Origin of the sequence: Trinickia fusca, assembly GCF_003628145.1 — a bacterium.
GTDB classification, from domain to species: domain Bacteria; phylum Pseudomonadota; class Gammaproteobacteria; order Burkholderiales; family Burkholderiaceae; genus Trinickia; species Trinickia fusca.
In genome coordinates this window covers 1-1,037 of sequence record NZ_RBZV01000041.1, presented here as the reverse complement: position 1 = coordinate 1,037, position 1,037 = coordinate 1, and the positions used below count along the sequence as shown (strand labels likewise).

Annotated in this window: 2 protein-coding genes; both read left to right on the top strand. The window is 61.3% G+C overall.

Going from position 1 to position 1,037, the window contains the following annotated elements; translation table 11 throughout:
- A partial coding sequence (locus D7S89_RS27070) for a citrate/2-methylcitrate synthase (protein WP_281273197.1) occupies positions 1-271 on the top strand: 271 nt, incomplete at its 5' end.
- Between the two features lie 118 nt (positions 272-389).
- On the top strand, positions 390-902 hold the full coding sequence (locus tag D7S89_RS27065) for a hypothetical protein (protein WP_121281928.1): 513 nt from the start codon (positions 390-392) through the stop codon (positions 900-902).
- Positions 903-1,037: the final 135 nt, after the last annotated feature.

Sequence of the window (1,037 nt, the reverse complement as noted above, 5' to 3'; positions counted from 1 at the left end):
CATGAAGCTGTTCAACATCGCCGAGCGGCTCGAGACGGTGATGTGGGACGCCAAGAAGATGTTCCCGAACCTGGACTGGTTCAGCGCCGTGTCGTACCACATGATGGGCGTGCCCACGGCGATGTTCACGCCGCTGTTCGTGATCGCGCGCACCTCCGGCTGGAGCGCGCACGTGATCGAGCAACGCGTCGACAACAAGATCATCCGCCCGAGCGCGAACTACACCGGACCTGAAAATCTGAAGTTTGCTCCGCTAAATAGGAGAAAATAGCGACCGCCGCATGCGAGCCCGGCTCGCGGGCGGCTTGTAACCGGCGCACTGTCCGCTTCACGGTCGCGTTGGGTTCACGCTCACTATGTCTCACTGTTATTCGAAAGGTCTTGAATCCATGAAGAAACTGCTGATCGCCACTGTCGTTAGCACGCTGTCCGCCACGATGCTGTTCGCCGCGACCGACGCACTCGCGCAAACCGCGAGCGGCACCGCTACGAAGAGCGCCACAGCCAAGGCCAAAGCGCCGGCGCCGAAGCACCGCCTGATCAAGCGCAAGTCGACCAAGACCGCCGCCGCCAAGACCGATCCGGTTCCGGACGGCGCGGTGAAGTGGTCGTGCAACGAAGGTCTGTCGTTCATGCTCAAGGGCGACATGAAGCGCGACCAGATCGTGACCGTGCACTGGGCCAACAAGAACTACAACCTGCCGCGCGAAACGACGACGACGGGTGCCGACCGCTTTCATGACGCCGCAACCGGCCTCGACCTCGTCGTGATCCCGACGAAGGCCATGCTGTTCTCGGACCACGACGGCGGCCGCCTGGCCGACGAGTGCAAGACGGACGAGATGGCGCAACAAGGCTCGCCGGCTCCGACGCAATCGAACGCGCTGCAAAAGAGCAACTAATCCTTTTTGAACACGGAGCTTCCCTCGATGTCCGCACCGATCTCCAACGTCCGGCCTGATCCGGATCAAGTGCTCGTCGATATCGTCGACTACGTCCTGAACTACAAAATCGACAGCACGCTTGCGCTCGACACC